The organism is Burkholderia thailandensis E264 (genome assembly GCF_000012365.1).
Taxonomy (GTDB): Bacteria; Pseudomonadota; Gammaproteobacteria; order Burkholderiales; family Burkholderiaceae; genus Burkholderia; species Burkholderia thailandensis.
This window is the reverse complement of record NC_007650.1, coordinates 1,188,179-1,214,707: the sequence shown is the minus strand read 5'-3', so window position 1 is coordinate 1,214,707 and position 26,529 is coordinate 1,188,179. Positions and strand designations below refer to the sequence as shown.

Here is a 26,529-nt window from a genome sequence, read left to right as displayed (position 1 = left end):
TGATCGCCTCATGCAACCGTCATGCAAGAGCGAATCATCAGGTCGACTGCCAATGCCGCGTGCGCGATCGCTGCGCTGCGCTCCCGATTCCGCTCAGCCGCTTGCTTCAAAATGCGCTCCTGTGGCGATTCCGTCGGCGCCGGAAGGTCCTTGAGCAAGCAGCGGTATGTCGTGGGGCGCGAGCCTTCGATCCGTTCAACGAACTTCTTGCCGAGAAGGTTTCGTATGCGCCCCTTCACGGTATCGGTCGTCATCGACGCTTCGTATCCGATCTGCTCAATCGTCAGCCCGCGGCGGCCGGCCTTCCGCTTCAAGCAATCGCAGATCAGCCAGTTACCCGTGCTCAAGCTCACCATCTTCTTCACTCGACCTCCTGAATCGTGATGCCGCGCTCTCGGAGCATCAGCTTTCGTTTAATGACGTAGTCCTTGTTCTTCCGTGTCACCGCTGACTTCACGTCCTCGACCACAAGCTCACCAGCCGAATTGCGATAGGTGAAGTCGGCGACGTATCTGACGGCTCGCTCGATCGAGCCGTCCGAGCGCCGCTGACGCGCGATCAGCTCGAACTCCACCTGACGCCGAAGACCGCTGATCAGCCCGACGTCTTGTTGCTTGATCAGCTCGAACCATCGCGAGCGCTCGCGCTTACTGTCGAACTTGATGCCGTCGTGCTCGCACTTCGTGTTGCGGTACTTCGAGCGCTTCGCCGTCATTACCGGCGTGAAGAGTGGCCGGTCGAGGTCGCCGGATGCGATTTCGTCGAATTCGGAGTTCGGTTGATTGCCCGTGCGGCGCGCCAGCTCGCGCTCGGCGAAGCTGCGACCGATAGTTCGGTCGTCGCGCACGCGTGCCGTGCCAACCATCGCCGTACCCTCGGGAACAACGAGCGGCCATGAAGCGCGCTTCGTCACGTCGCCTCCTGATCGCGCGGGATGTCGTTGAAGTACCGGTACAACTGCTCGTAGGTCTCATTCCCGAAGCGGGCAGCCTCGCGCAGCATTTCCTCCATCGCCTCGCCTGGGCCGGCCGCCTTGACGACGCGCGCCTTGAAACGCATGAACACTTCGCCCTCGCGCTGCTCGATGCCGAGTTGCTTACCGCGGTCAGTGACACCTTGCGCGCTCTTGTGCCAATCGGAAGGAACGTCCTGCCCGGTCGTCGCCGCGCCGTCCGGCTTTACCGGGAACAGCCCCGTCCAGCCGCGCAATACCGCTTCGTCGATGCAGTCCGCCGGGGCATGCCCAAGCTCTCTCAGCTTCTCGAGGCGGCGCAGCGACACCTTCGCCGCCGGGCGTGTCCACGGGGCCGACTTCTCCGCCGCTTTCGCCTCGCGGTGCTCGCACCAGTCGAGCCACGCGTCGACGGGCAACCAGTCGGGCAGCTCGATTGATCGCAGTTCGCCATGCAACGCAACTCGCGGCGCACGCCGCGCGGGTTGATGGTTCTCTGATGGTTCTATGACGGTTCCTGATGATTCGGGTGCAAAAGCTTTGCACCCTTTAGTGCTGTGATTTGCACCCTTTATGTCGCCAGTTGCACCCTTTACGTCGTCGTTTGCACCCTTTCCATTGGGTGCATTTTTTGCACCCTTTGAACCCGACGAAATGGGCGCAAGTTCTGCACCGTTTATCCAGTCCGAATTGATTCGGTATTCGCGCGTATTCCCACGCCCGCCCTTCGACTCGCTCACGAGAATTAGCCAGCCCGACTGCTGCATCCGGCGAAGCTGGTACTGCACTGCACGCGGCGATTGGCGCGTCTTCGCAGCCAACTTGTCGACGCTCGGATAGATGTGCGTGCCGTCGTCGTGCGAATGGTCCGCAAGTGCCAGCGCGAGAATCATCTCGCCGCCGCCTTCCGGATAGCGCTCGAACACCGCGTTCATAACCTTGACGCTCATAGGCTCCTCAGTGCCCGCACGGCAACGCGCCGTCAGCGTCAGTCTTTGCGCCACATGACAGACACGTACGCGTGGCCGCTGCGCGAGCTGTCACCGCAACGGGCGTCACTTCGCCAGCGCGCGCCGGAATGGGCTCTTTGATGTCGGTCGGAGTCAAGACGCTCTCCCGAGAGTCAAGCGATAGGCGCTCGGATGACCGGGCCGGCGCGTAATGCGCAGCGCACCGGCCTCCTCCAACGTGCGAAGGGTCGACGACACGGTCACGCGCGTCACGCCCGCGAATTCCGCAATGGCGTCGATCGACGGATCGCAATTCCCCTGCTCGTCGGCCAACCGCGCCAGAAAGATCAGGATCACCTTGGCCGTCGGCGGGAACTGCTCGCGCATAGCGCGGTTGAGGTGCTCGAAACTCATTCGGTGGCCTCCTGTGCGCTTTCCGCGTCGTCAATGCCGAGCACCCATCGCAGCGCCGCCAAGCGCTCGCCCGTCGCCTCCGCGAGCGCCGCCTCGATCTGCTTACGCGGACGTACGCGCGCCGCCGTACCGCCGAGCACGGCCTTCTGCGCACGCGAGCGCGCGTGCCCTTCCTTGCCGTCAGCGGCATCGATCAACGCCTGAACCTTCGCGCGTTGCTCGTCGGGCGACAGCTTCGCAAGCTTCAGCGCGTGCGACACAGTGATCTGTTCCGCCTCAACAGCGTCACGCACCGCCATGCAGCAGTCGAGCAGCTTCAAAGCAGAGCGCACGGTCGGCACCTCGACACCGAACGCGACGGCGATAGCATCCTCGGTGTGGCCGACGTCGAGCATGCGAGCCATCTTCTCGGCCCGGTTGATCGGCGAGTCTTCTTCGCGGATCTCGTTCGTGCTGACCATCATTCCGACGAACGACTTGTCGCTGTCGCGCATGACGCGCTTCGGGATCGCCGGAATCGTGATCGGCTCTTCGCCCGCCTCGATCAGTTGACGGTTCAGCTCGCGCGCGTTGATCACGCGGCGACGGCCGTCGATCACGAGGTTCTCGCCCGTCTCCGGGTCTTTGTAGAAGAGCACCGGCTCAAGCACGCCCTGCGCGCGATAGTTCCGAACCGTCTTCGGGTTCGGCGCCTGATGTACGCGCCGGTCGTACAGCGGGTGCTTCGGGTCCGTGACGAGCGTCAGCTTGTCGGGGTCCATCGAAAGGACGTTGCCCTTGCCCGATGCCCCGTAGACGTCGATTGAGTTTTTGGCCATCAGTGGCTCCTGTTGAGATAGTTGGTGTGTGGAGCTATTCGCAGAGCCCGTATGCGGACGAGCATGCCGTCGCAGGTTCTGCGTCCGCGAGAAGGTCGTATTGACGGCCGCCGCGGCTCGTCTTCGACCAGTCGACGACCTTCCAAATCGTGGACGCCTGTCCCGTATGGCCCGTTGTGCCCTGATGAAAGAACGAGACTGGGCTACCCGGCCTGCAGACTTCGGACACGAGACGCTCCCATTCCGCAATGCGCTCGACGTGCTCGGGAAACCGGCGCGCGATCTCTCGCAGTTCCAACTTCCCGGCGTTGATGCATGGCATGCAGCCAACGCGCGACATGCCTTGCCGGTACAGCGGATTTGGTCGAATGCCGGCCGCCGCGTGCGCTTCGAATACGTCGGCGGCACTCCAGCGCAGAATGGGGCGGTAATTGAAAAGGCCGCCGCCGACCACCTCGAATGCCTTCACGCACGCGCCCGTACCCTGAAGACGCTCTCGACGCGAATCGCTCTCGTCAATGCGAACGCCCTGCCACGACCACACCGCGTAGCCGCGGTCGATCTCACGCAATGCGTAGCCGACAAGTTGCTCGGTCTTCAGGTACTGCGTGCAGAACTGCCGCTTGCGTGATGGAAATCCGCCGCGGACAAGGCAAAGGTCAAGGAATGGGATTCCGGTCGGATGTAGCACTTCAAGCGCTCGTGCGGCCGCCTCGGGCGTCCAGCGGTACATGAACTCGCGCTTGCCGTACACGGCTGACTCAGGTTCGCCGGCGGCGATCCGCGCAAGGTTCGCTCGCTTTGTCGCAAATTCGTCAGTGAAGTCGGCCCGCACTACGTCCACCGGGATACCGAGCGCGCGAGGCAAATAGTCGAGCGCGTATTCGAGGTTCTGCTCATCCTCGTTTCCGGTATCCGCCATCACAGCACGCACGTTCTCCGAACCGTGCTGTTCGAGTGCGACGCACAGCGTCGCGGTACTGTCCTTGCCGCCGGACAGAGAAACGACGTGGAGGGTTGGGCGCTCGCTCACATGACCTCCAAAACGAATCCCGGCTGCCGCAGACGATCGCGCTGCAGCGGCTCATAGTCCGGGTTGAGTTCGCAGCCGATGAAACGGCGGCCGAGGCGCTGCGCTACTTGTCCGGTCGTGCCGCTGCCGAAGAACGGATCGAACACGACGTCGCCCGGCCGACTGCCGGCGAGCACGCAAGGTTCGACGAGCGCCTCGGGGAAAGTTGCAAAGTGGGCACCGTCGAACGACTGCGTCGGGATCGTCCAGACGCTCCGGCGATTTCGACTCGTGACAACGTCGGTGACGGCTGCCGAGAACGATTCGTTTTGCTTCTGCCGCTTTGCACGAGCGCCGCGGTTGTGCTCGACAGTCGAATGTGCGCCCGGTCCCGTCTGCCAACCGGCGACCGCTACAGCTTTCGGATTGACGCCCGCGGCGCGCTGCCGCTCGGCGTACGCGACGAGTCCGCTTTTCGTGCGGTGATGCTCGTCGCCCGCCGCAAATGCATTTGTGGCCTTGTGTGACCGATTGCCGGGCGAACGTGCATGAGCACCACCGCTCACAGGCTCCTGCATCGCGTGGAAGTCGTAGTAGTAGCGCTCGCTCTTCGAAAGCAGAAACAGATATTCGTGTGCCTTAGTGCAGCGGTCGCGCACGCTCTCGGGCATCGGGTTCGGCTTGTGCCAGATGATGTCCTGTCGGAGATACCAGCCGGCATCCTGCAATGCAAACGCAAGACGCCACGGCTGGCCCATCAGATCTTTGACCTTCAGACCGTCGATGCCCGCTTTCCTGTTGCTCAGGCAGATGTTCTCCTTAGCGCGAGCGCGCCCGGCAAACGTCTCTCCGCGCATCGGCGTCTGTCCGCCCGATGAGGCATAGGCATCGCCCATGTTCAGCCAGAGCGTGCCATCGTCGGCTAGCAGCGCGCGCGCCAGATCGAACACGCCGACCAGCGTGTTGATGAACTCGCGCAGTGTCGGCTCGCTGCCGATCTCGCGATGCTTGTCCGGATGACCGTCGGGCAGATACGAGCGGAGGCCCCAGTACGGCGGCGACGTCACGATCGTCTGCACCTTCACGCCATCGGCGATCATCGCGCGCATAAGGTCGCGGCAGTCGCCGCGGTGGGAGCGGTCGAGCCAGTTCATCCGATCACCCCTCGGCACGCTTCGATCCACGCAACCGCCGCTTCCGCGTTGATCGCGTTGCCGTAGGCGCGCAGTCGTCCCACTCGCGCGGGAGCCCCATGAGCCAACGGGAATGTGCCGGGTTCAACTGGCCGCCACTTTCCATCCCGGCAGAGGAGCCAATCAGCATCTCGCCAGAAGCCGTTAATCGGGCCGGGATCAGCGGTGGCAATTTCAACTCCGCTTCGGCGGCCGGCTGCAACGGTTGCATGCTCGCCAGCTTGGCCATTCCGTTCAGCGCTAGATTGATCGTCCCCGTTGCACCGCTGCGTTGGTAGTCCCGCACCTTCGCATCGCCCGTGGTCGGGCTTGCCCAGCCCGCGAACTGCGCCACATGATTCAGGCTCACCGCGACCTTGCGACCGTCCGGCGTCTTGCCCGTCGCGCTCAAGCCCGCGAACGATTGAGATCCCTCCGCGTTGCCAACAGTCGGCGTCGGCCAGCCCGACAGTTGCGCAACCATTCCAAGATCCGTCAGGCTCACGCCCATCTTCGAGCCGCGCGCGATCGCGCGTAGCTTCCGTTCTAAGAACTGCTCCGGAGCCCCGCCCGCTTGGCATGCGGTTGGAGTGGGCCAACCGGCCAGCTTCGCGATGTTCGGCAATTCGGTTTTGCCGACGCCCGCTGATCCTCGCGCGTCGCTCGCGAGCGGCGTAGGCCATCCAATACGCCCGGTCTCGGATATGCGGGGAGCCGACGCCCGCAGACGGAAACGGGACACACCCATAGGCGTAGTCCAACGCTTCCACGTCAGCTTGAACAAGGTCGATCCAAGGGTCGACAGCCGACCCCGCAACCTGCTCTCCAAAGACGATTGCAGGACGGCGCTCACCGATGAGCCAGTACCACGCAGGCCAGAGATGCCGCTCGTCATCAAACCCAAGTCCTTTGCCTGCCGCGGAGAAAGGTTGGCACGGACAGGAACCCGTCCAAACAGGTCGATCGTCGGGCCATCCGGCGCGACGAAGCGCGTAGGACCAGACGCCGACGCCTGCGAAGAAATGGCACTGGGCGTATGGACGAAGGTCGTCGGGATGCACGTCGCGGATGTCGCGTTCGTCGACGTCACCGGGCGCGATGCGGCCTGCCGCAACGAGGTTGCGCAGCCACTCCGCGGCGACTTGATCGTGCTCGTTGTAGTAGGCGACACTCAAGCGCTCCCCACTACTCGGCCATGCCGCGCAGCCGCGCGGAGATATCGAGAAGCACCTGCGCATGCTTGAAGATTCGGTGATCCACGCGCTCGATCTCGTGCCGCTCGACACGGCCGTCTTCGAGCGTCTTCACGATCTCCTGCCCGACGTCGCCGTGCGTCGACCACGCCTTGCCCATCAGCTCGACGATCGCAGCGTCGCAGCAGTCAACGGCGCTCGGCAACTTCACGAGCGCGTAGCCGCGCTCGCCCGCCCACGCTTCGAGAATCGCGTCGTTGTCCGTCACCTCGCCAATGCGTACCGCCTCCTGAAGCGTGAGCTTGTGCGTACCCGTGTTCGGATTCACCTTGCTCCGAAGCACGGCGGGCGATACACCGAGGCGCGGTGCGAGCGATTCGCACCCGCCCGGATAGTTGTGAGCGACGGCGTGCGCCGTATCGAGAATGTTCAATCGATCCTCCAAACAAACGTGTTTTCTCACCATTCGCACTACTAAACTCATCCTCAACGCTTTGAACGAGGATTCGTGAATGGCTTGGGTGTTGCTATTGAGCGTCTACGCCGCTTTCCACAGGCGACACACGCTTTGGTTCAAATGGGTGGGTCTCACGCCCATGGCAGAATTCGGATTTCCACACCACGAAGTAGCCACAAACGGAGACCCAATGAGCGTAATTACTGACCGTTTCGAAGCAGTCGACGAAAGCGGCAACAAGTACAACGTCGTTGTCCGCCAGGACGTGATCGACACAAGCACGTTCGCTGAACAGAGCAGCGAGTTGGGCCTGAAGGAATATCGACTTTCGAACGGTGAGCCACTGAACCGCGTCTCGGAAAATGTCTTTCGACTCGTGCGAAGCGGCGTCGAGATCACGCGAATCTAGTCGCCAACGAGGCAGTAATCGCGCGTCGACGAACTCATCGTTGTAACGTCGATTTCGCGGCCGTACTTCTTCTCGAGGTGTTTCCACAGAGCGATTTCGAGTGCCGCGGGCATGGCAGTTTCTTCGATGTAGAGATTCGCGCCGTCGTAGTGGATCTGAGTGCCGCCGTTCGCGGCCAATCCCAGCTCCACCACGGCGCCCTGTCCAGCGCGGATACGCGCGTTGACGCTCTGGACGCACCGGACTTCAACGCCATCGATCAAGACGCGCCCCGTTCCAATGGGACTTGCCTCGATCGTCACAGCGCACTTGTCGTTAGCATTTGTCACGTTGACTCCTTCCGCTGGCCCGTAAGGGACAGCACGTTCAATAGGATATCGTTAACCCACGCAAGATAAAACATCTCGCAGCACCCCAACCACCTTCATCAACGAAGGAACACGAAGCCGCGTTATAGAGGCTGCCCCGTCTCTCCGACGAGATCGGGCCACACGTCTCGAACTACGTTGAGAGGAAAGAGATCACGCCGACCAACGGCGCCCATCGTCGCCTGCTCGATAGGCCAGCCGAACGGTATTGGCACTGGTCTACGCCGATTGGCCCATGCGCTGATATCAGAGGCGTGAGCGCCGATGGCTTCAGCCAATTTGACAAGCCGGCCGCGCTCCGCGTCGAGGTAGGTTCTCAGATCCATATCGAGACTTTAGCGAAACGCAAAACCTTTGTCTATAGCGTTTCGCGCATGTACTGCTTTAGCGTTTTGCTATTGAATTTGATATATGAAGGACATTGACGAAATCAGGCGAGACAATCTGCGGCTCCTCGAGACGGAATGCGGCAGCCCTACGGCCGCAGCAAAAATGCTCGATATGAGTCTCGCCCAATACGCTAACCTGCGCGATGGCGCAAGGGACTCCCAGACCGGCAAGAAGCGCGGCATGCGCAAGGACACCGCCCGTCGAATCGAAGAAGCGGCGGGCAAGCCGCGTGGTTGGCTCGACATCGATCATGAGCGGAACTCTCCCTCTCCCAAGGCGGGAAGCCGCACGCCTGCGGGATGGGAACGGCTTGACGCTGGCGGCCGGGCTCAGGTCGAGGCGTTCATCAAAGGCCTTCTGGCTCGCCCTCCTCACCCCGATCCAGAAGACGACGACCGCCCGGCAGGTGACTGAATCTCGAACGTAGTAGCTCGTCGATACCTGCGATAGGTTCGAGAGACTCATCTCTGAAACAGAATTCTCTCGTTTCAACGACGCGCCCGCCCCGCAGGGTGACGCCCCGCGCACTCCTATCTAGGAGAACATTCCAGCGTCCGTCGGGACGCCGCCGCTGCACAAGCGCGACAGCGCCCAACAGCTCCGGATTTACCGCCACAACGACCCTAACCAAATCCCCCGGCTTACATCGCAGGCGCGCTATCGCTTCTTCCTTCAAGGTGGCCCTCTTTCATCTTATTAAATACTGTAAATACATACAGTATTCTGCCAAGGACAATCTGGCCTATCAACGTCAATTCTGTCAGGGTGTAAGGAAGCAGTGCCCCCGCCTCATCAATCATTCGACGGATCATACGGCCAAGTTCAACCATGCCCTCCCGCGGAGCTGATGTAGGGACGGACGAAATTTCATTAGATATTTCGCGTTTCGCTATAGACAAAGATTTCGCGTTTCGCTAAAGTTCGATCCATGGCAGCCGCTGTTCGCTGCACCGCTCCGGCGGATCGATCTTTAAGAGTGCCAGCGTACCGGGACCCGCAAGGGAGCAACCGGTCGGCTCTACGGTGTAGCCGAGAAACGGGGTAGCGCCCGACACCACTCAGCTTTCATGAGATAGGGTCCTGCCGATGCGGACGTGGTCTGGCCGCGGCGAGGGAGCCAGAGGACGCCGGAGTTGGTCGCGACGCACGTGGCGGTTCGCGAGATTGCCGGATTGTCGTTCGGAGGGGAAAGCGAAGCCGGAAGTCGCGGCAGTGGCCCCATCCCATGAAAACTGACATGGAAGCAGATCGATCAGCGTTGCACCCTCATCGTTTCATTGAATTCGGACTACTAAATCATGAGGGGAAACGAGGATCGCGATCGTGACTCTTCGAAAGGAGATCCAGTGGAATCGAAACGGAAGATCCCAACCGTGTCGGTCGAATGGTTGGAAAACGCAGCTGCTGATCTTGAGGTGAGCGCGAACGCGAGCCGCGAGACGTGGGCGCTGCTCGGCCTATCTCATCGGTACAGCGAGAACATCGGCCGGGCGCATGCCATGCGACATGCAGCTCGCATGAAGCTCGACTACGACCGACGCTTGTTCCTGCGTACGGTCGGACTCAAGGTCTAGGAGGTAGATCGTGAGCCAACCCGCAAAGAACCTGCTCGAGCTGCGCCGCATGCCTCGCGGCGCTCTTGTCGAGCATCTGATGCGCGAAATCGCGCAACACCTGATCGCAGTGGGCGTCCTCGAAGTTCGAAGCGACACCTGAAACCTTCCAAGACCGGAGACACGATGGAACGACAAATGATCAGCGAGTACATCCGCGGTTGGAACGATCGAGCACTCGGCCGCGCTCCCCGCGCCGGCACGATCGGCTACCAGCTCGGCTACAAGGACGCGCGCAAGAACTGACATGAACATGCTCAAGGTTTGGGTGGGGGCCGCGGTAGCAGTCGCCCTATTCCTCTTGCTGTGCGCGCAAGCAGACGAGCGTGAGGACGCGCTCGAACAAACGGCGTCGCGTCTTTCAACCTGATAGCTGACAAATTTCGACGCAAGATTCCATGCAATTAATTTCGCATTCCTAAACCCCGCTCGCCGCGCGCGGGATTTCCTCTCGGATAAGCGCGGCCTTTCGGCGGGGCGGCCCGTACGTGCGCCCCGCCATTTTTTACCGGAGATACCAATAAAAACCGCTTCGAAGTTCATCGTCGCGGCCGTGCTGTTTCTGGTGCTGCTGTCGATCGTGACCCCGTGGCTGGTGAATCAGGACAGCAGCGTCGCCCTGCTCGCCGTGCCGTTCGTGTGGCTGGCGTATGCCGCCGCCTTCGTGAAATTTCTTCCCCCTCATATCAAGGAGAACAAGTGAAACGCCTGTTTCTGATTTTGATCCTCGCGCCCGTGATGTTCCTCGCGACCGGCTGCGACAACGTCCCGGCCGGCTATGTCGGCGTGAAGGTGCAGCGCTATGGCGACGACCGGGGCGTCAACGTCGAAGTGAAGGGGCCCGGCCGCTACTTCAACGGACCGAACGTCGACATGTTCATCTTCCCGACGTTCACGCAGTCCTACGTGTGGGACAGAACGGACAAGTCCGACGAGTCGTTCACGTTCCAAACGGTGGAGGGACTGTCAGTCAACACCGACATTGGAATCAGCTACGCGATCCCGCACGACAACGCACCGAAGGTGTTCCAGAAGTACCGTCGCGGCGTCGACGAAATCACGGGTGTCTATCTGCGCGCGATGGTGCGCGACGCACTGAATCTCGCCGGCGCGTCGATGGCCGTCGAGGACGTCTACGGCAAGGGCAAAGCGGCGCTTCAGCAGCGCGTCGAGGACGAGGTAAAGGCAAACGCCGCGACGGTCGGAATCAGCGTCGAGAAGGTCTACTTCGTGAATCAGATGCGTCTCCCCGAGCAGGTTATGAACTCGATCAACGGGAAGATCGCCGCGACACAGATCGCGCAGCAGAAAGAGAACGAACTGCGTGCTGCCGAGGCGGATGCAGCGAAGCAGGTCGCAATCGCCAAGGGCGAAGCCGAAGCGCTCGAAGTGAAAGCGAAAGCACTGCGTGAAAACAACCAGATGCTGCAACAGATGGCGATCGAAAAGTGGGACGGCAAGCTTCCCCAGTACATGGGCGCGAACAGCGTCCCGTTCGTTCAGATCAGGTAACGAAGCTCTGAGCCTGCGCCCGGGCTCTCCCCCTCGGATATGGGCGGCCTTTAAGGGTGGCCAGTTCGGCACCCTCTTTTTCCCCTGCGGAGATTCAAGAGCGGACGCTCGGCGGTGGCGGTTGGGCTCCGTCACTCCGTTCACTCCATGCAACGCTGCCTTATGCGAGCGCTGAGTGTCCGCCCTTGAATCCCCGCTTTGCTGGCGCCTGTCCGGGCCAGCATTTTTTCGAATTCCAATGACGTGCATGAGGGCCAAGCCATGAAAGAACTGCAACAAGCTGTCTCCACCGCCTTCTCGAACATCGTCGCGGCCGGCGCGATCGAGAAGGCGATCGAAGAAAAGTTGACGAAGACGATCACGTCGATCATCGACGAGGAACTTCGCTCGTACTCGACCTTCGGCGAGCAATTGAAAGAGCGCGTCAAAGCCGCGCTGCAAGTCGATTTTCATAACCTTGGTCTGCCCGGATACAACGATCTCATTCTCAAGATCATCCGACAGCAGGTCGACGCGCAGTTGAACGCGACGATCGAAACGCAGATCGAGCAGCAGATGAAGGAGCTGCTCGCACCCGCACCGGCAGAGATCAAGCTTTCGCAACTCGTCGAGGAATTCATCAAGGACGAGCACTCCGATCGCCAGTATCGCCCGTGCTCGTGCGATGAGTCGAATCGAATCACGCTGATTGTTCGCGAAGCGAGCATCACCAGTTCGAAGTTCTACCACATCTACTTGGACAAGGAGCACGGCACCGAATCCTACAGTTGCCCGTATCAGATCGACGTCCACGACGGCCGCGTATACAGCGTGCAGATCGACCAAAAAGATCCGAGCAAAACGCTGTTTGTCGGCCCCATGCACGGCTTCAAGCGCCGCCTGTTCCAGCTCTACGCTACCGGCACGAAGCTGATCATCGACGGAGACGAGAACAGCATCAATACCTACTACCCCGGCCGCGACTATTGAACGGAGGTACGACATGACGAATGAGACGAAACCGCGCGCGAACGGCATCGTGAACCTGACGCAGTACGCATTCGAGCTGGTCGGCGCAATCGACTTACTGCCCGAGTCGCCGCAGCGCAACGAGGCACTGAAGCAGGCAAAGGCTCTTCGGCTCGATCTCGCAACCGCGACACGCGAATCGCTCTTCGACGGCTTCGTTTCGCTCGAAGGTCTGCGCGAAAAGCTGCTCGCACCGCGCGAGATCCAGCGCGACGACCAAGGCTGGCTGACGCATCCCGCACTTCCCCTCTGCGACGAGGATGTGCGCGTCGACAGGTTCCTTGAGGCGTTCGGCATCGAATCGGCATTCGTCAGCATGGAATCCGACGTCGATGCCGAAAGCTACGAGCAGTACCACGAGCACGCCGACGCCGACTGCAGCGCATGGACGCCGACGCCACCCGATGGCGAAGGTTGGGTGCTGCTCGAGATCTACGACACCGAAGACGGCCCGCACGCGCTGTTTGCACGTGCAATTCCCCCCAAGGTGCGCCGCGATCGCACACGGCATACAACGGAGCCGACCGGGCGCACACCCGCAGAACAAGCCGCCTATCGGGCGGGGTTCGACGAAGGTAAGAGACAAATGGCTCTCGTCGTCCTGCAATCGCGCAAGCCGATCGACAAGCTGTTGGAGGATCTTTGAGCATGACGAACGAAACGGGAAGCAGCGCTACCACCGATGTGAGACGCACGGTCTGGAGCAAAGACAACGAGTTCTTCTCGTGCGATGCGCTCGACGAACTACTCGATATGCACGACGAGCTCGCTGTCGGCGATGTTGTGTTCTACGGCGATGTCGAGCCGATCCCGACCGAGCGCCTGTGCGACGCCAACGACGTGATCGATATGATCGGCGACCGCGCCTATGACGAGGTCGGCGAAGCTGCTGATGGATATCCGGACATCGCGCCGGGAGCAAAGGCCGAACTCGAAACGCTTCTCTCGGGCTGGATCGAGAAGCATGCAAAACCGACGTTCTACAGCGTCGTCAACGTGAGTGAGTACGTCATCACTGCGGCAGACGTGGAGGGCCGCGAATAATGACCACCGCGAAGATCCACGCTGATTCGCCATACAGCGACGCCGAGAAAGCCGAAGATATGCGGATGATAAAGCTCGTGTTGGACGACTACACCCGCAACGGCATCGCCACGATGACCGATTCGGAAAAGGTCACGTACCTGTCGGCGTCCCTGCTGTCCGCCTACCAACTGCTGCGAAGCGTCGCGGGAGATGAATGGGTCAAGGGCTGGCTCGAATCAGCGCTGCACGACGTGATGACCACTCCGTGCCCTGTCGAAATCCGCAAGCCTTCTTGAGCAGAGGAACCACCATGACCACCGAAAATAGCCGCGCTGATGCGCTGACGGACGACCGCCGCGACGCGATAGATTACGCGATCCAGGTGCTTCAGCAAGTCGAGACAGGCGACGGCACGTTCGTCGGCCAGTGCGCAGACGCAATTTCCGGGCTCGCGGGCATCCTCGCCGCATTCCCTGGTGAGCACCCCGCAGCAGCGCCGATCGAAGAGATGATCCGCTTCTGCCCCGAGTGCGGCCGCCTCGGCGATATTCCCGCCGACTTCAAGGCATGCTGCCCGGACAGATCGTCCGCGCGTGTCGTGCCGAAGCGATTCGCGGAGCTGTGCGCCGAAACGTTCCGGCTCTGCGTGAGCCAGCCCTATCCGAAATCGATAGCAGCGCTATGCGTGGGTTGCGAGGGGTCACCGTCGGCAGAGAACAATCCGTGTGCTGTGTGCGGATTGCAAGCACCCTCGCCGGCGGATGAGCGCGCGGCGTTCGACTCCGAAGTAGGGAACATCATTGCTGACGCTGCAACGCGCGGTATTGCATGGATGGCATTTAAGGCGGGCGCTCGCTACGCCCGCGCGGCAGCATCGTCCGCTGCGGAGGCGGTGGCTCAGTGGCAATACCGGATCGTCGCGGACCTTCCGGCAGGGCAATGGCACAACTGCTCTGAAGAAACCGCGAAGCGCCTGCAAGCGCCTGAGTGCGCAGCAGATCACGAAATTCGCGCGCTCTACGCCGCCCTGCAACCCGCGCAGGCCGATAAGCGCCACGTCGGCGATTCAAAGTTCGAAGGCTGGTACGCCGACTATGCAGCGAAGGGCGAGACGAACCCCAAGCAGATTGCCCGCGACGCCTACGCGGCCGGCATGGGCGATACGACACCGCAACCCGCGCAGGCAGACGCACTCGACGAAGATGCCTACGTCGCGAAGCGGATGACGGAGACGCTGGCCACCGTCTACGCGACGATCATCGGAGACGATAAGGTCGACGACAACGACGGCCTCAACGCCATCGAACGCGTCGTGCGCGCCGCTCAAGTGCTCCGACTCGAAGTCGATCTGTATCGAGCGCAGGCAGACGCACCGGCAGAGGCGCGCGAGCCGCATACCTACGCCAGCACGCAGGCGACGAACTGCGCTGGGTGCGGCGAGCACAAGCACACGCCGCTCCGAATCGACTGGATGGGAGGCTACGTCTGCCTGACGTGCATCGACCGCGAGTTGATTTCGCGCGCCCCCGCCGATGCGGGAGAAGCGGTAGGGTCCGTAACGATCTCGAAGCCGGGGGATTCGGCCACGGGCATCTCGTTCATGTCCCTCAACGAGCGCGGACGGCAGACGCTGGGCAAAGGCAAGCACCTGCTCTACGCCGACGCAAAGTCGTCGACCCTGACGGTCGGTGAACAGCAGACGATCAGCAGAGCTGCCGACACGCTGGAATTCCACGGGCTGAAGACGGAGGCAACTGAACTGCGCGCCCTTCTCGACTCCACACAGCAGCCAAGCGAGGAGTCGAAGGAATGCACCTGCCCGAGCGGCGACGGCTCGCTGCGGCGGCCGTGTCCTGTGCATCCCCCGACGCGGACAAGCGTAGACCTGGCGGACGATGTCAAGCGAGATGCCGAGCGGTATCGCACGCACATCAAATACGAGTACGAGACCATTTACATGCCCGCGGCGGAAAGGAAGGGGCTAAGACCGTTGACCTTCACAGAGTACAAAGCGAGTGCCGATCAGGTCGCCGACGCCGCCCGCACCCAAGAGAGCAAATCGTGAGCGAGAACAGCAAAATCGAATGAACTGGAGATTGTGATGACAGCGAGGCTGATTCCAGTGGCGGCTTGGGCCGACGCGGTATTCGGCGAGCACCGACCGCATCAAAACACATTGCTTAACTGGATCAAGGCTGGACGCATCCGCCCAGTTCCACGCAAAGTAGGAAGAGGGTATTTCTGTCGCCCCGATGCCGAGTACGTTGACCCTGTTGCGGAAAAAATTGAGAGGATGACAAGTGGCCGCTAGACGAAGGAATGCGGATCGCAGGAACTGGCCAGCCAATCTGTATCAGAATTCGGCTGGCTACTTTTGGTACAAGAATACGGCCACTGGAAAATCCTACGGCTTAGGGAGAGATTTCAAGGTGGCGTCCGCCCAAGCTCGAACTGCAAATGCAGAACTGCTGCACCGTGCTGGCGACGTGTCACTAATCAATCGGATCGATGGAGGTAAGCTAACGCTGGATCAGTGGTGCGACAAGTACCTACAAAAGTTTGAGGCATCAGGCAAAGCTGGCAATACGATCAAATCCGTTCAGTCGCAGATCCGGGCGATTAAGGCTGCGCCGTTCTCCACCCAGTCATTGATGAGAGTATCGACGAAGGAAATCAATGACTACATTGAAGGCATCACGGAAAGCCGCGGCGCTACGATCACGGCGAAAATCCGAAGCCGCTTGCAAGACGTTTTTCGATCTGCCGAGGCGGCAGGACACATCGAGTTGGGAAAGAATCCAGCCATACCAGTCAAAGCGCCGCCCGTTGATGTGTCGCGCGACCGACTCACGCTTGATGACTTCAATGCCATCGTGGCAAGGACTCGCGAAGATTCGACTCGCTGCTGGGCTGCAAATGCGTTTGAACTGGCGCTGCTCACCGGGCAGCGACTCTCCGACATCGCGGCGATGACTTTCGATCAGGTCAAGGACGGCTTCCTGTGGGTTGAGCCAATTAAGAGTCAGGGCAAGGTGAAGCTCAAAATTCCGGTTCATGTCGGCCTCTCCTCCGTCAAGCTAACAATTGAAGCCGTCATCAAGCGATGCCGTGATTCTGTTGTGTCGAAGCACATGGTGCATTTCATCCATCAGCGCGGCAGCGTCAAACCGGGGCAGAAGGTCTACCACGACACGATCAGCAAGACGTTTGCCGAAATGCGCGACGTTGCCGGTATAACTGGAAGAGAAGGAAGGAATCCGCCATCGTTTCATGAGATTCGATCGCTGGCGATTCGCCTGTATTCCGATGAGTACGGGCCAGCGTTCGCACAGGCGCTCGTCGGCCATACGTCGGCCCAAATGACCGCCCTCTATCGGGACAATCGCGGGCGCGAGTGGACGGAAGTCAAGCTGGCTCAGTCCAAATAATTTTGGACGAATTTTGGGAGAATTTTGGACGACTCCCCTAAAAGCCTTGCTGGCCTGCCGTCCTGTGCCATCGCATCATGCCAGTGGAGCATGGTGCTATGGGGCACGGCGTCATACCTGTGCTCGACCGCGCAGAGCGCCGACGCGCTGATCGCCTATCGCGTGCTGCTCGGCATCGGCATGGGGATGGAGTTCCCGGTCGCGCAGACGCTCTTGTCCGAATTCGTCCCCGCCGCGAAGCGCGGCCGGCTGATCGCGCTGATGGACGGCTTCTGGCCGCTCGGCTTCATCACCGCCGGCATCGTGTCGTACTTCGTGCTGCCGCTGTTCGGCTGGCGCACCGTGTTCGCGCTGCTCGCGCTGCCCGCCGTGTTCGTGCTCGTCGTGCGCCGGCTCGTGCCGGAATCGCCGCGCTGGCTCGAACATCGCGGCCGGCTCGCGCAAGCCGAGCGCGTGCTCGCGCACGTCGAGGCGAAGGTGATGAAGTCCGCGCGCGTATCGAGCCTGCCCGCGCCGTCGCGGCTCGTCGAGCCGGCATGCGCGCACGGCCGCGGCCCGTTCGGCGAGATCTGGAGCGCCGCGTACCGCCGCCGCACGACGATGGTCTGGCTGCTATGGTTCTTCGCGCTGCTCGGCTTCTACGGTCTCACGTCGTGGCTCGGCGCGCTGTTGCAGCAGGCCGGCTTCGCCGTCACGCAATCGGTGTTCTACACCGTGCTGATCTCGCTCGGCGGCATTCCCGGGTTCCTGTGCGCCGCGTGGCTCGTCGAGCGCTGGGGCCGCAAGCCGACCTGCATCGCGTCGCTCGTCGGCGGCGGCGCAATGGCGTACGCGTACGGCCAGAGCGCGCTGTTCGGCGGCAGCGTGACGCTGCTCGTCTGCACCGGGCTCGCGATGCAGTTCTTCCTGTTCGGGATGTGGGCGGTGCTCTACACGTATACGCCGGAGCTCTATGGCACCGGCGCGCGCGCCACCGGCTCGGGTTTCGCGTCGGCGATCGGGCGGGTCGGCTCGCTGATCGGGCCGTACGCGGTCGGCATCGTGCTGCCCGTGTTCGGGCAAGGCGGCGTGTTCACGCTCGGCGCGCTGTCGTTCGTCGTCGCCGCGCTGGCGGTGGCCGCGCTGGGGATCGAGACGAAAGGGCTCGCGCTCGAAGCGCTCGCATCGACGAACGCCGCAAACGCCACCGCGCACGACGCCGCGGGCGCGGCGGCGAACTGAGCGCCGCGTCGCTCGCCACGGCCCGCGCGATCGCCGCCGACATCGCCGCCGACATCGACGCCGTCAGGTCGAATCGGCCGCCTCGATCACGGCGAGCGACAGCGTCGCGGTCAAGGCGAATCCCCGGCCGGGCGCGGTGTCGATCCGGATCTCGCCGCCGAGGCGCGCCGCGCGCTCGCGCATCCCGAGCAGGCCAAGCGAATGCCGGTTCGGACGCGTATCGCGCGCGGTGCCGCAGCCGTTGTCGGCAATCCGCACGATGCAGTTCGGTTCGTCCCGAATGATGTCGAGCGTGACCTCGGTCGCCTCCGAATGCCGGGCGACATTGGTCAGCGCCTCCTGAACGATGCGGAACACCTCGGTCGCGCTGCCGCGGTTGAATGCGATGTCGTCGGCTTCGATGCGGCTCGTCACCGGAATCCGGTATCGCGCGGCGAATTCGTGCGTCAGCCACTCGATCGCCGCCGGCAGCCCGAGATCGTCGAGCATTACGGGGCGCAGGTCCGCCGCGATCCGTCGCACCGAGTCGAGCAGTTGGCTGATCAGCGCATAGACGTTCGGCAAGCGGCTCGGGCGCGACGTCCAGCCGGCCTCCTTCAGTTCGTTGTCGACCAGCGTGACGGCCATCTTCAGCGCCGTCAATTGCTGCCCCAGGTCGTCGTGCAATTCGCGCGCGATACGCGTTTTCTCCTCCTCGCGAATGCTCTGGATGTGGGCCGACAGGCGGCGCAGCTCCTCGCGCGACACCCGCAGCGCGTCTTCGTCGCGCTTGCGATCGGTCACGTCCATGATCCAGCCGACCATCCGGTACGGTTCTCCCGCGCTGTTCCACAGCGCCTGTCCGCGCGACTGAATCCATCGGAAATCGCCCGAGCGCGTGCGCACCCGGTATTCGACGTCGTACGTGTCGCGATGCTCGAGGTGAGCCTTCAGCGCGGCGAGCACGCGCGCGCGATCGTCCGGATGAATCGATTCCCGGTGCCCCGTGATTTCGTCGGGCAGCTCATGATCCTCGTAGCCCATGATCTTCTTGAAGTGCGGCGACAGATACATCGCGCCCGTCTTCGGATTCCAGTCCCAAAGCCCCGCGCTCGCGCCGCTGACCGCGAGCTGGAAGCGTTCCTCGCTCGCCGAAAGCGCCGCGGCGACGCGGTGCCGCTCCATCGCGTAGCGTATCGCCCGGCTCAGCAGCGGCGTCTCCACCCGCTTCTTCAGCAGATAGTCCTGCGCGCCTTCCTGAATCGCCTGCAGCCCGACGGACAGATCGTCGAGCCCCGTCAGCACGAGCACGGGAACGTCGGGCACGTGCCGGTGGAACTGGCGAAACGTGTCGAGCCCGTGCGCATCGGGCAAGCCCAGATCGAGCAGCACGACGTCGAAATGCGCGCGCCCCGCAAGCTCGAGCGCCGCCGACAGCAGCTCGGCGTTGACCACGTGCGGCGTGAACTCCGTCACGTCGATCAACGCCTCGCCGATGAGCAGCGCATCGGTCACGCTGTCTTCGACCAGCAGGATCTCGACGTTTTTCGCCAGCGAACTCATGGCTTGGCGGGCGGCAGCGTGACGACGCTGAGCCAGAATTCGTTGATGCTGTGCACGACATCCGTGAATTTCGTGAAGTCGACGGGCTTCGTGATATAGCAATTCGCATGCAGTCCGTACGATCGCGCGACGTCCTCTTCCGATTTGGAGGTCGTCAGGATCACGACCGGAATCGTGCTGAGCTCCGGGTCGAGCTTCAGCTCCTGCAGCACTTCGCGGCCGCTCTTCTTCGGCAGGTTGAGATCGAGGATGATGAGGCCCGGCCGCCGCGCGCTCGCGTACGGCCCCTCGCGCCTCAGGTACGCCATCGCCGCGACGCCGTCCTCGACGACCTGCAGCGGGTTGAGCACCTTGTAGTATTCGAGCGCCTCCCTGGTCATCATCACGTCGGTCGGGCTGTCCTCGACCAGCAGGATCTCGACGAAATTCCCTCTGTCATCGGCAATCATCGCTCACCTCCTTCGGATGGCGCGCTCAACGCGTTTCCTCGGCGCCCGGCCGGGACAGCGCAAACGAGAACGTCGTGCCCCGCCCCGGCTCGGATTCGACGGCGATGCGGCCGCCATGATGCTCGACGATCCGCTTGCAGAGCGCGAGCCCGAGCCCCGTTCCCGGATATTCGCGCCGCGTATGCAGGCGCTGGAAGATCAGGAAGATGCGCTCGAAGTACTGCGGATCGATCCCGATGCCGTTGTCGCGAACCCGGAACACCCATGCGTCGTCGCGCGTGTCCGCTTCCAGATGAATCCGCGCGATGCGCTCCTTGCTGCGGAACTTGATCGCGTTGCCGATCAGGTTCTGAAACAGCAGCACGAGCTGGGCCGCGATGCCGTGCACGATCGGCAGCCGGTCATGCGTGATCTGCGCGCCGGATTCGCGAATCGCCGCGCTCAGGTTGCGCAGCGCCTCGTCGAGCACGCGCTCGCAATCGACCGGCTGGCGCGCATCCTCGAGACGCCCGACGCGTGAGTAGCTCAGCAGGTCGTCGATCAGCGATTGCATCCTCGTCGCGCCGTCGACCGCGTGTCCGATGAACTCGTCGGCCCGCGCGTCGAGTTGCCCCTGGTATCGCCGCTGCAGCAGCTGCAGCGGCCCCGCGACCGCGCGCAACGGCTCCTGCAGATCGTGAGACGCGACGTATGCGAACTGTTCGAGATCCTGATTCGAGCGCGCGAGCTCCTCGCTCCTGCGGCGCAGCTCGTGTTCCGCGCGCTTGCGCGCGGTGATGTCGGTGATCGAGCACAGCACGAACGCGCCCTCCGAAGTCGTGATCGGATTGAGGCCGATTTCGACCGGGAATTCGGAGCCATCGCGGCGCAGGCCGAACAGATCGCGCCCCGCGCCCATCGGTCGCGCATCCGGCTTGCCGAAGAACGCGCCGCGGTGCGTCGCGTGACCGGCGCGAAAGCGCTCGGGCACCAGCATGTCGATGCCCTGTCCGATCATGTCGCCGCGCACGTAGTCGAAGAATTTCTCCGCTTGCGAGTTGACGAGCACGATCTTGCCTTCGCGGTTCACCATGATCATCGCGTTCGGAGCGGCCTCGACGGCGAGCCGGAATCGCTCCTCGGCCCGCTCGCGCTCCGACACGTCGCGCACGACGAGCACCGCGCCGACGAGCTTGCCGTTCGCGTCGAAAGTCGGCGCGGCATTGCCGTCCACCGGCAACTCCCCGCCGCCGCGCCCGACGAAGCGCGTATGCACGGGCAAGGCCGCGATGCGTTTGCGCTCCACCGCGACGCGCGCCGGATTGTCGATCACGCGTTGCGTCAACGCGTGCCGAAACGTCAGCACCTGCTCGATCGGCTGGCCCACGACGGCATCGGCGGCAAGCGCGGTCATCTCCTCGGCAACCCGGTTGAAGAACGTGATGCGGCCGTCGACGTCCGTCGCGATCACGCCGTCGCCGATGCTCGCGAGCGTCACGTGAAGCAGTTCCCGCTGCGCGAACAGATCGTCGCTCGCGGCCGACTCGACGAGCAGCAGGCGGCGCATCACATAGCCGAACGACACGCACACGACGAGCGTCAGCAGCCCGGACGCGAGCCCCACGGCGATGGCGACGTCGCGCGTCGCCCTCGCGCGATCGCGCAGCGCCCTCAGTTGCTGCTGGACGGTCGCCTCCATATCGTTGACCATCGTCCGCGCGCGGTCCATGAAGATCTTGCCCGCATCGCTCGAGACGATCGCCTGCGCCGCGTCGAATCCCTCGGACTTGCGAAGCGCGATCGTCGCCGCGAGTTCGTCCTGCTTTCTCTTGAGCAGCGTGCGCAGCGCCGCGAGACGCCGCTGCTGGACGGGGTCGTCCTGAACGAGCGGCGCGAGGGCATCGAACTCCTTGCGGATTTCGGGCAATGCCGCTTCGTAAGGCTGAAGATAATCCGGCTTGCCGGTCAGGATGTATCCGCGCTGCCCCGTCTCCATGTCTCGGGCCAACGACAGCAGCCGTTCGAGACCCGATATCACTTCGCTCGCGCGATGGACGTCCGCCTCGCTGTCGAACAGACGGGCCGTGCCGAGCGCGCCGACGCCCGCCGTCAGCAGCAGCAGCGCGGCGGCGGTCCACAAGCCGAAGTCGATCCAGCGCGACGCTGTTTTCCCCAACCGCCTGATGCCCGAGGCCATCTCGACTCCCCCAGGTGTCTTTGCCAGAAAGCCGTTCGCAAGCTCGATCGCGGGAGGCGGCCGCCTGACGAGCCCGCAGCGCGCCGCCACGCATTCCGGACCGCTCCCGCGCCGCGCGAAGCGCGCCCCTCGGGCGACGGACGCGGCGCCTTCCGCTCCAGGCGCTCGCCGACGCCGGCCGTTGCGCCCCGGACGAAAGCGCTGACGGCACGACCGGCGCTCCGGGCGCGCGCGGGCGCAATGGACAAATGATGTCTGGAGATTAGGCGACGGACACCATGGCCGCAACCTTCGGCGGCGGAAAGGCGCCGCCCGGACGGGCTACGGAGGCGCAACGCCCGCCTGCATCGGCGCGGCCCGCAGCCGGCCACGGCCACGCGCCGGCGCCGGTGCCGGCGTGAAACGCGCCGGACGGACTGCGATCGATCGGGCCGAGCGGAACCGAGCCGAGCGGCGGCGGGCGCGATCCGCAGCGCCCCCGGCGCCCGCCATGCGCCGCCGCCCGCCGCGACGATCGGCGGCGGCGCTCAACGCGCGGACTCGTGCGCCCAGCTTCCTTCGATATCGATGTCGCTCTTGACCGAGTTCGCGAGATAGCAGGCGTCGTGCGCCGCGTGGTGCAGCGCATCGACATCGTCGCGCGTCGGCGCGCGCTCGCCGCCGAACGTCACGTGCGGCTTCAGCACGACGCGCGTCATCACGTCCTTGCCTTGCGCGTTCTTCGCCATCGTGCCTTCGGCGACGTCGCGATAGCCGGTCACGACGAACTTCCTCTGCGCGGCGAGCGACAGGAACCACAGCATGTGGCAGCTCGACAGCGCCGCGACGAACGCCTCTTCCGGGTCGACCGCCGTCGGATCGGAAAACGGCACGCGCACCACGTGCGGCGAGCTCGATGCCGGCACGCGAACGCCGCCGTCGAAGCGCCACTCGTGCTTCCTCCCGTAGCGGTTGTCCACAAACGTCTCGCTTTCCTGCTTCTGCCACACAACTTCGGCCGTGTAGGTCGACATCGCTTCTCCTTGGTATGTTCGCGTCGGAATGGTCGTTCGTCAGAGCGGCGTCAGCCCCGGCTGCCCCGCGAAGTGGCGCGCCGCGCGATCGAGGAGCCGGCATACCGAGCGCTCGCGCGCCGGCGGCGACCAGCCGCCCACGCGAGGTGTCGGCACCACGTTGCCGAGCGCCGCGAGCGCGCGGCGGCTCAGGCTCCCCTCGTAGGCATCGAGCCCCGCGCCCGCGAGGCGGCCCGCGCGCAATGCACCGGCAAGCGCCGCCGTGTCGACGACGCTGCCGCGCGACACGTTGACGAGAAAGCCGAGCGCGGCGAAATAGCGGTACGCGGTGCTTTCGCGCGACAGGCGGTTGTGGTCTGCGCAAGGAACGTTGACGCCAGTGTACCAATGGAATGCAGCGTGCCGGCGGGAAGCCCCATTCGTCGCGCGGGCTCGGTCGAGTCAGGCCGCGCGGCCGGCGCGCCGGTCTTTCCGGCGAGTGCCGCCAGCGCGCTGGAAATTCGCGAAACGCGGCGCGACGCCTACGTCATGACGAGCCGACGTCGCGGCGAGCGGCGGGACGCGAGCTCACGCCTCCTCGGGCGGATGCGCTTCGAGCCACGCGACGATCTGCTGCTCGGCCTGCAGCGGCGTCACAGTCTCGCCCGTCGCGAGCACTTCATACTGGTAGGGATCGGAGCCGTCCAGGTTGTCCGGCCCCGGCTGCGCGATCGTCCATCGCCAGTCGATCCGCTCGGCGATCGGCGACGGCGCACCCTCGATGCTGCATCGGCAGCCGTCGATTTCGGCAACAAATCCTGTGTGGGTCGGCTCAAAACTCGCAAACACGGCGGCTCCCGTCGATATGCGCCGCAGCGCGGCAGGGTGGCGAGTATCTCACGATCGCGCCGCCCGCCCTGTCGCACGCGCACGCGACCGGTTGTTACATGTCGTCACGCATCGTTGCACTTTTGATGCACCGCTCGCGCGGCCGCGTGTCAACCACGCGCGGCGCCCGCAAGTTAATGTCAGTACTGGCGCAAGCTTTTGTGTCAGAGCCGCGCGCGTAGCCACGCGCGCACGCGCTCGCGCGCCAACCCCAAGGATAGTCAGGAGTGGAAATGAAAACGACCGTCATTCTCTCTGCACTCGCCGCCGGCCTGTGCATCTCGATCAGCAGCTTCGCTCAAGCACCGGCGAGCGCGCCCGCCGGCGCGACCGGCCTGTGCAAGGACGGCTCGTTCTACTCGGGCGCCGCGAAGAAAGGCGCATGCTCGGGCCACAAGGGCCTGAAGACGTCGTACGGCGCATCGAAGGCTGCGGCGGCAAGCGGCGCATCGGCCGCGACGGCGCCGGCCGCCGCTTCCGGCACGTCGAGCCCGGCCGCCGCGACGAAGAGCGCGGCGCCCGCCGGCGCGCCCGGCCAGGTGTGGGTGAACACCGACACGAAGGTGTACCACTGCGCAGCCGACAAGTACTACGGCAAGACCAAGCATGGCGAATACATGTCGGAAGCGGCCGCGAAGGCGAAGGGCTTCCACGCGTCGCACGGCGAGGCTTGCTCGTGATCTGATCCGGCGCGGATGCTTCGGCGATGCCCGAAGCATCCCGGCCCCGCATCGCGATGCGCCGCGCGTCAGCGGAGATCACGTTTCGGCGCCGCGGCGCACCGGCTCTCGCGCGACGCGCCGGCAATCGATGCGAACGCATCGATCGATACGTAGGACCGAGTGCAATCGAGAGAGAGGCGGACCACGTCGCCCGCTGCGGGCTCGCGGCGCCTCGCCGGACGCCCGCATCGATGCCGCGTCGCGCATCGCGAGGCACCGCCGGCATCCGGCGATGCAGCGCGCCCGGCGCTCAGCCGCGCGTATCGATCCAGTTCCGGGCCCAGCGGGCCGAGTGGCGAACGGCCTCTTCCTCGCTGTGAAAATAATCGAGTGCGTAGAAGCAGTAACGGCCGCCGCCGTCGCAAAGCCGTGCGTTTTCGAGCAACAGATTCGCGGAAAAATAACCGTCGGGCAGACGATGGGCGAATGATCGAACCGCATAACCGCGGTAGGTCTTGGATGTCATATGCGTTTTAATTTTAGTCGTCGAACGTGAGCCCGCCGATCTCGAGCGGTGCAATTTCGTTCATGGAGAAGCGCGGACGCGGGCAAATGAGCGGGCGTCGCGTTGGGAGAGGAGATCGAGGCGTGGTGCCGGCGTAGCGCAAGTCCAGCCGATGAGCCCGATGCGCGCGGTCGCGGCATCGGGCGTAGAAGCGTTACGGCTTACAGCGGCTTGATGTTGGCAGCCTGGAGGCCCTTCGGGCCCCGCTTCGTCTCGAAGCTCACCTTCTGGTTGTCGGCCAGCGTCTTGTACCCCTCGCTGCGGATTTCGGAGAAATGCGCGAACAAATCGTCGCCACCCGAATCAGGCGTGATGAAGCCAAAACCCTTGGTTTCGTTGAACCATTTGACAGTACCGGTTTCCATAAGAATCCTAAAAAAAATGTGAAAGTTCCTGCCCTGTTTCAGGCATGCAGCAGGCGCGAGGGAAGCATCAAGGAGGGAGAGGGCAACGAATTCCGCGCAGGCGGTGTGATGGACTTCAATCGAACTTCTTGAGAACTTCTGCCGCGACAATACGCGCCGCGGCCCGTTCGGTCAAGACATTTCTGAAAAAACTTCGAAATCCGCGTTCGACGCGCGATCGCGCCGTTCATGACAGTCGGCGCCCGCCTTCCGATTCTCCCTCCGCCGATGCCGCCGATTCTGAAATGAATCGCGCTCGACGCCCATTCACGTGTATAGTGACCGCGTCGCGCGCTCGACAGCATGCTCCGGATGCGCGGCCCCCTGACTGCACGCGTGCGCCCGGCTTCGTCGCCGCCACGCGCCCCACGGTCGCCGCGTCGCTGCGCGACGCGCGCCAATGCATACGCCGCACGCACAATGCGGCCGTTCGTGTCGGCCGACATGCCGGACGCACCGCGTTCCAAACGTCAATCAGCCGACGACATCAGCGACGGAAAAGTAGCGAGCGCATCCGTCGTTGCCCCTCATGGCCTACGCGCTACCGGCAAGCAGTGAATATGCGCGATCACGCATGACGCGCATTGCCAGGGCCATCATCAAGGACAGATTTGACCACGATCATTCTCAACCCCAATGAACCGGTAGAAGTCGCGCTGCGGCGCTTTCGCCGTTCAATCGAAAAAACCGGCTTGATCAAAGAGCTGCGCGCACGGACGAGCTACGAGAAGCCCACCACCGAACGCAAGCGAAAGAAGGCCGCCGCTGTCGCGAGATTGCGCAAGCAGGTTCGCCGCTCGATGCCGCCGAAGAAGAAGTACTGAGCCCACGCGCTCGACCGGCGCGCGCTTGATCGGCGCGCACGCGTCGGGCCGCGCGCGACGCCCCCCGCTTCGCGCGCGGCAAGG

35 protein-coding genes and 2 pseudogenes are annotated in these 26,529 nt (G+C 63.3%); 17 read left to right on the top strand and 20 right to left on the bottom strand.

The genetic code is table 11. The features are described from left to right. Positions 1-8: 8 nt before the first annotated feature. The 10 genes and pseudogenes from BTH_RS05350 to BTH_RS05310 form a co-directional block, all read right to left on the bottom strand. The gene (locus BTH_RS05350; protein ID WP_009896497.1) at positions 9-365 is read right to left on the bottom strand and encodes a hypothetical protein; all 357 of its coding nucleotides are present in this window, start codon (positions 363-365) and stop codon (positions 9-11) included. Beyond that, positions 362-913 carry a DUF1064 domain-containing protein gene (locus tag BTH_RS05345; protein WP_011401112.1) on the bottom strand — a complete coding sequence of 184 codons (552 nt, stop codon included), beginning with the start codon at positions 911-913 and terminating at the stop codon, positions 362-364. The genes BTH_RS05350 and BTH_RS05345 overlap by 4 nt, the downstream gene beginning before the upstream one ends. Further along, on the bottom strand, positions 910-1,902 hold the full coding sequence (locus BTH_RS05340) for a helix-turn-helix domain-containing protein (protein ID WP_015967393.1): 993 nt from the start codon (positions 1,900-1,902) through the stop codon (positions 910-912). Before BTH_RS05340 ends, BTH_RS05345 begins: the two co-directional genes overlap by 4 nt. A gap of 153 nt (positions 1,903-2,055) precedes the next feature. Further along, positions 2,056-2,316 carry a helix-turn-helix domain-containing protein gene (locus BTH_RS05335; RefSeq protein WP_004526650.1) on the bottom strand — a complete coding sequence of 87 codons (261 nt, stop codon included), beginning with the start codon at positions 2,314-2,316 and terminating at the stop codon, positions 2,056-2,058. Further along, positions 2,313-3,134, bottom strand: a complete 822-nt coding sequence (locus BTH_RS05330) for a ParB/RepB/Spo0J family partition protein (RefSeq protein WP_009896491.1) — start codon at positions 3,132-3,134, stop codon at positions 2,313-2,315. Before BTH_RS05330 ends, BTH_RS05335 begins: the two co-directional genes overlap by 4 nt. Before the next feature lie 34 nt (positions 3,135-3,168). Next, complete coding sequence (locus tag BTH_RS05325) at positions 3,169-4,167, bottom strand: phosphoadenosine phosphosulfate reductase family protein (protein WP_009896489.1); 999 nt, start codon at positions 4,165-4,167, stop codon at positions 3,169-3,171. Then, positions 4,164-5,300 (bottom strand): DNA-methyltransferase, encoded by a 1,137-nt coding sequence (locus BTH_RS05320; RefSeq protein ID WP_009896486.1) that lies wholly within the window; start codon positions 5,298-5,300, stop codon positions 4,164-4,166. The genes BTH_RS05325 and BTH_RS05320 overlap by 4 nt, the downstream gene beginning before the upstream one ends. A 4-nt stretch (positions 5,301-5,304) precedes the next feature. Beyond that, positions 5,305-5,802 carry a hypothetical protein gene (locus BTH_RS34955; RefSeq protein ID WP_226383136.1) on the bottom strand — a complete coding sequence of 166 codons (498 nt, stop codon included), beginning with the start codon at positions 5,800-5,802 and terminating at the stop codon, positions 5,305-5,307. A gap of 235 nt (positions 5,803-6,037) precedes the next feature. Then, a pseudogene (locus BTH_RS34950) lies at positions 6,038-6,556 on the bottom strand (DNA cytosine methyltransferase); the annotation flags it as partial. Further along, a complete protein-coding gene (locus BTH_RS05310) occupies positions 6,504-6,944 on the bottom strand; it encodes a phage regulatory CII family protein (RefSeq protein ID WP_009896483.1) in 441 nt (146 codons plus the stop codon). The gene BTH_RS05310 and the pseudogene BTH_RS34950, both read right to left, overlap by 53 nt. 79 nt (positions 6,945-7,023) lie before the next feature. Here BTH_RS05310 and BTH_RS34945 point away from each other — a divergent pair, with 79 nt between their 5' ends. After that, entirely contained in the window at positions 7,024-7,377 is a 354-nt protein-coding gene (locus BTH_RS34945; protein WP_011401109.1) for a hypothetical protein, read from the top strand. Here BTH_RS34945 and BTH_RS05300 read toward each other — a convergent pair. Both BTH_RS05300 and BTH_RS29925 read right to left on the bottom strand, forming a co-directional pair. Further along, positions 7,374-7,706: a hypothetical protein gene (locus BTH_RS05300; RefSeq protein WP_011401108.1), complete on the bottom strand. Its 333-nt coding sequence runs from the start codon at positions 7,704-7,706 to the stop codon at positions 7,374-7,376. The genes BTH_RS34945 and BTH_RS05300 overlap by 4 nt on opposite strands. Before the next feature lie 122 nt (positions 7,707-7,828). Continuing rightward, positions 7,829-8,071 carry a YdaS family helix-turn-helix protein gene (locus tag BTH_RS29925; RefSeq protein ID WP_076912134.1) on the bottom strand — a complete coding sequence of 81 codons (243 nt, stop codon included), beginning with the start codon at positions 8,069-8,071 and terminating at the stop codon, positions 7,829-7,831. Positions 8,072-8,156: 85 nt separating this feature from the next. Here BTH_RS29925 and BTH_RS05295 point away from each other — a divergent pair, with 85 nt between their 5' ends. The 14 genes from BTH_RS05295 (at position 8,157) to BTH_RS05240 (ending at position 17,943) form a co-directional block, all read left to right on the top strand. Next, complete coding sequence (locus tag BTH_RS05295) at positions 8,157-8,549, top strand: hypothetical protein (RefSeq protein ID WP_009896479.1); 393 nt, start codon at positions 8,157-8,159, stop codon at positions 8,547-8,549. An 884-nt stretch (positions 8,550-9,433) separates the two neighbouring features. Continuing rightward, positions 9,434-9,709, top strand: a complete 276-nt coding sequence (locus BTH_RS05290; protein WP_011401105.1) for a hypothetical protein — start codon at positions 9,434-9,436, stop codon at positions 9,707-9,709. A 10-nt stretch (positions 9,710-9,719) separates the two neighbouring features. Beyond that, positions 9,720-9,851: a hypothetical protein gene (locus BTH_RS35450; RefSeq protein WP_009896475.1), complete on the top strand. Its 132-nt coding sequence runs from the start codon at positions 9,720-9,722 to the stop codon at positions 9,849-9,851. Between the two features lie 144 nt (positions 9,852-9,995). After that, positions 9,996-10,118 carry a hypothetical protein gene (locus tag BTH_RS35445; RefSeq protein ID WP_009896472.1) on the top strand — a complete coding sequence of 41 codons (123 nt, stop codon included), beginning with the start codon at positions 9,996-9,998 and terminating at the stop codon, positions 10,116-10,118. Between the two features lie 183 nt (positions 10,119-10,301). Beyond that, a complete protein-coding gene (locus tag BTH_RS05280; RefSeq protein ID WP_009896469.1) occupies positions 10,302-10,451 on the top strand; it encodes a hypothetical protein in 150 nt (49 codons plus the stop codon). A gap of 35 nt (positions 10,452-10,486) precedes the next feature. Then, positions 10,487-11,260, top strand: coding sequence for a prohibitin family protein (locus BTH_RS05275; protein WP_201762981.1), 774 nt, complete (start codon positions 10,487-10,489; stop codon positions 11,258-11,260). Between the two features lie 261 nt (positions 11,261-11,521). Continuing rightward, on the top strand, positions 11,522-12,229 hold the full coding sequence (locus BTH_RS05270; RefSeq protein WP_009896465.1) for a hypothetical protein: 708 nt from the start codon (positions 11,522-11,524) through the stop codon (positions 12,227-12,229). Between the two features lie 13 nt (positions 12,230-12,242). Beyond that, positions 12,243-12,914 carry a hypothetical protein gene (locus BTH_RS05265; RefSeq protein WP_009896464.1) on the top strand — a complete coding sequence of 224 codons (672 nt, stop codon included), beginning with the start codon at positions 12,243-12,245 and terminating at the stop codon, positions 12,912-12,914. A gap of 2 nt (positions 12,915-12,916) precedes the next feature. Next, complete coding sequence (locus BTH_RS05260) at positions 12,917-13,312, top strand: hypothetical protein (protein WP_009896463.1); 396 nt, start codon at positions 12,917-12,919, stop codon at positions 13,310-13,312. Beyond that, a complete protein-coding gene (locus tag BTH_RS05255) occupies positions 13,312-13,590 on the top strand; it encodes a hypothetical protein (protein ID WP_009896461.1) in 279 nt (92 codons plus the stop codon). The genes BTH_RS05260 and BTH_RS05255 overlap by 1 nt, the downstream gene beginning before the upstream one ends. A gap of 14 nt (positions 13,591-13,604) precedes the next feature. Next, on the top strand, positions 13,605-15,359 hold the full coding sequence (locus tag BTH_RS05250; protein ID WP_009896459.1) for a hypothetical protein: 1,755 nt from the start codon (positions 13,605-13,607) through the stop codon (positions 15,357-15,359). 36 nt (positions 15,360-15,395) lie between these two features. Further along, entirely contained in the window at positions 15,396-15,605 is a 210-nt protein-coding gene (locus BTH_RS35840; RefSeq protein WP_076881460.1) for an excisionase, read from the top strand. Further along, the gene (locus BTH_RS05245; RefSeq protein ID WP_004548994.1) at positions 15,595-16,722 is read left to right on the top strand and encodes a tyrosine-type recombinase/integrase; all 1,128 of its coding nucleotides are present in this window, start codon (positions 15,595-15,597) and stop codon (positions 16,720-16,722) included. Before BTH_RS35840 ends, BTH_RS05245 begins: the two co-directional genes overlap by 11 nt. Before the next feature lie 24 nt (positions 16,723-16,746). Then, a complete protein-coding gene (locus tag BTH_RS05240; RefSeq protein ID WP_011401103.1) occupies positions 16,747-17,943 on the top strand; it encodes an MFS transporter in 1,197 nt (398 codons plus the stop codon). 63 nt (positions 17,944-18,006) lie between these two features. On the opposite strand, the gene BTH_RS05235 is transcribed toward BTH_RS05240, so the two are convergent. The 6 genes and pseudogenes from BTH_RS05235 to BTH_RS05210 form a co-directional block, all read right to left on the bottom strand. Then, positions 18,007-19,485: a hybrid sensor histidine kinase/response regulator gene (locus BTH_RS05235; RefSeq protein ID WP_009896456.1), complete on the bottom strand. Its 1,479-nt coding sequence runs from the start codon at positions 19,483-19,485 to the stop codon at positions 18,007-18,009. Next, a complete protein-coding gene (locus BTH_RS05230; RefSeq protein ID WP_009896454.1) occupies positions 19,482-19,934 on the bottom strand; it encodes a response regulator in 453 nt (150 codons plus the stop codon). Before BTH_RS05230 ends, BTH_RS05235 begins: the two co-directional genes overlap by 4 nt. 25 nt (positions 19,935-19,959) lie before the next feature. Then, a complete protein-coding gene (locus tag BTH_RS05225; RefSeq protein ID WP_025370236.1) occupies positions 19,960-22,110 on the bottom strand; it encodes a sensor histidine kinase in 2,151 nt (716 codons plus the stop codon). Positions 22,111-22,637: 527 nt separating this feature from the next. Then, positions 22,638-23,123: an OsmC family protein gene (locus BTH_RS05220; RefSeq protein WP_009896451.1), complete on the bottom strand. Its 486-nt coding sequence runs from the start codon at positions 23,121-23,123 to the stop codon at positions 22,638-22,640. Positions 23,124-23,162: 39 nt separating this feature from the next. Continuing rightward, positions 23,163-23,501, bottom strand: a pseudogene (locus BTH_RS05215) (NAD(P)-dependent oxidoreductase); the annotation flags it as partial. A 189-nt stretch (positions 23,502-23,690) separates the two neighbouring features. Then, positions 23,691-23,951 (bottom strand): hypothetical protein, encoded by a 261-nt coding sequence (locus BTH_RS05210; protein ID WP_009896448.1) that lies wholly within the window; start codon positions 23,949-23,951, stop codon positions 23,691-23,693. Between the two features lie 272 nt (positions 23,952-24,223). Here BTH_RS05210 and BTH_RS05205 point away from each other — a divergent pair, with 272 nt between their 5' ends. After that, positions 24,224-24,670 carry a DUF3761 domain-containing protein gene (locus tag BTH_RS05205; protein WP_009896443.1) on the top strand — a complete coding sequence of 149 codons (447 nt, stop codon included), beginning with the start codon at positions 24,224-24,226 and terminating at the stop codon, positions 24,668-24,670. A 292-nt stretch (positions 24,671-24,962) separates the two neighbouring features. Here the strand turns inward: BTH_RS05205 and BTH_RS05200 are convergent, their stop codons facing one another. Then, complete coding sequence (locus BTH_RS05200; RefSeq protein ID WP_009896441.1) at positions 24,963-25,178, bottom strand: hypothetical protein; 216 nt, start codon at positions 25,176-25,178, stop codon at positions 24,963-24,965. 200 nt (positions 25,179-25,378) lie between these two features. Beyond that, positions 25,379-25,582 carry a cold-shock protein gene (locus BTH_RS05195; RefSeq protein WP_009896440.1) on the bottom strand — a complete coding sequence of 68 codons (204 nt, stop codon included), beginning with the start codon at positions 25,580-25,582 and terminating at the stop codon, positions 25,379-25,381. A 650-nt stretch (positions 25,583-26,232) separates the two neighbouring features. Here BTH_RS05195 and rpsU point away from each other — a divergent pair. After that, positions 26,233-26,445, top strand: a complete 213-nt coding sequence (gene rpsU, locus BTH_RS05190; RefSeq protein ID WP_009896439.1) for a 30S ribosomal protein S21 — start codon at positions 26,233-26,235, stop codon at positions 26,443-26,445. The last annotated feature ends 84 nt before the right edge of the window (positions 26,446-26,529 follow it).